A 362-nucleotide genomic window follows, 5' to 3' on the forward strand; every position below is an offset into this window, starting at 1 on the left:
TGGTTCTCCCCGAAATCTATTTAGGTAGAGCCTCGGACGAATACTTACGGGGGTAGAGCACTGTTAAGGCTAGGGGGGTCATCCCGACTTACCAACCCTTTGGCAAACTCCGAATACCGTAAAGTACTATCCGGGAGACACACGGCGGGTGCTAACGTCCGTCGTGGAGAGGGAAACAACCCAGACCGTCAGCTAAGGTCCCAAAGTGTATGTTAAGTGGGAAACGATGTGGGAAGGCTAAAACAGCTAGGAGGTTGGCTTAGAAGCAGCCACCCTTTAAAGAAAGCGTAATAGCTCACTAGTCGAGTCGGCCTGCGCGGAAGATGTAACGGGGCTAAACATACCACCGAAGCTACGGCTGC

General features: G+C 52.5%; 1 rRNA gene. It reads left to right on the forward strand.

Annotated features, from left to right (window positions below):
• A 23S ribosomal RNA gene (locus tag DRB05_RS00070) occupies window positions 1-362 on the forward strand; the annotation flags it as partial.

Origin of the sequence: Pseudoalteromonas sp. A757 (assembly GCF_004103285.1) — a bacterium.
In the GTDB taxonomy this organism is placed as follows: domain Bacteria; phylum Pseudomonadota; class Gammaproteobacteria; order Enterobacterales; family Alteromonadaceae; genus Pseudoalteromonas; species Pseudoalteromonas galatheae.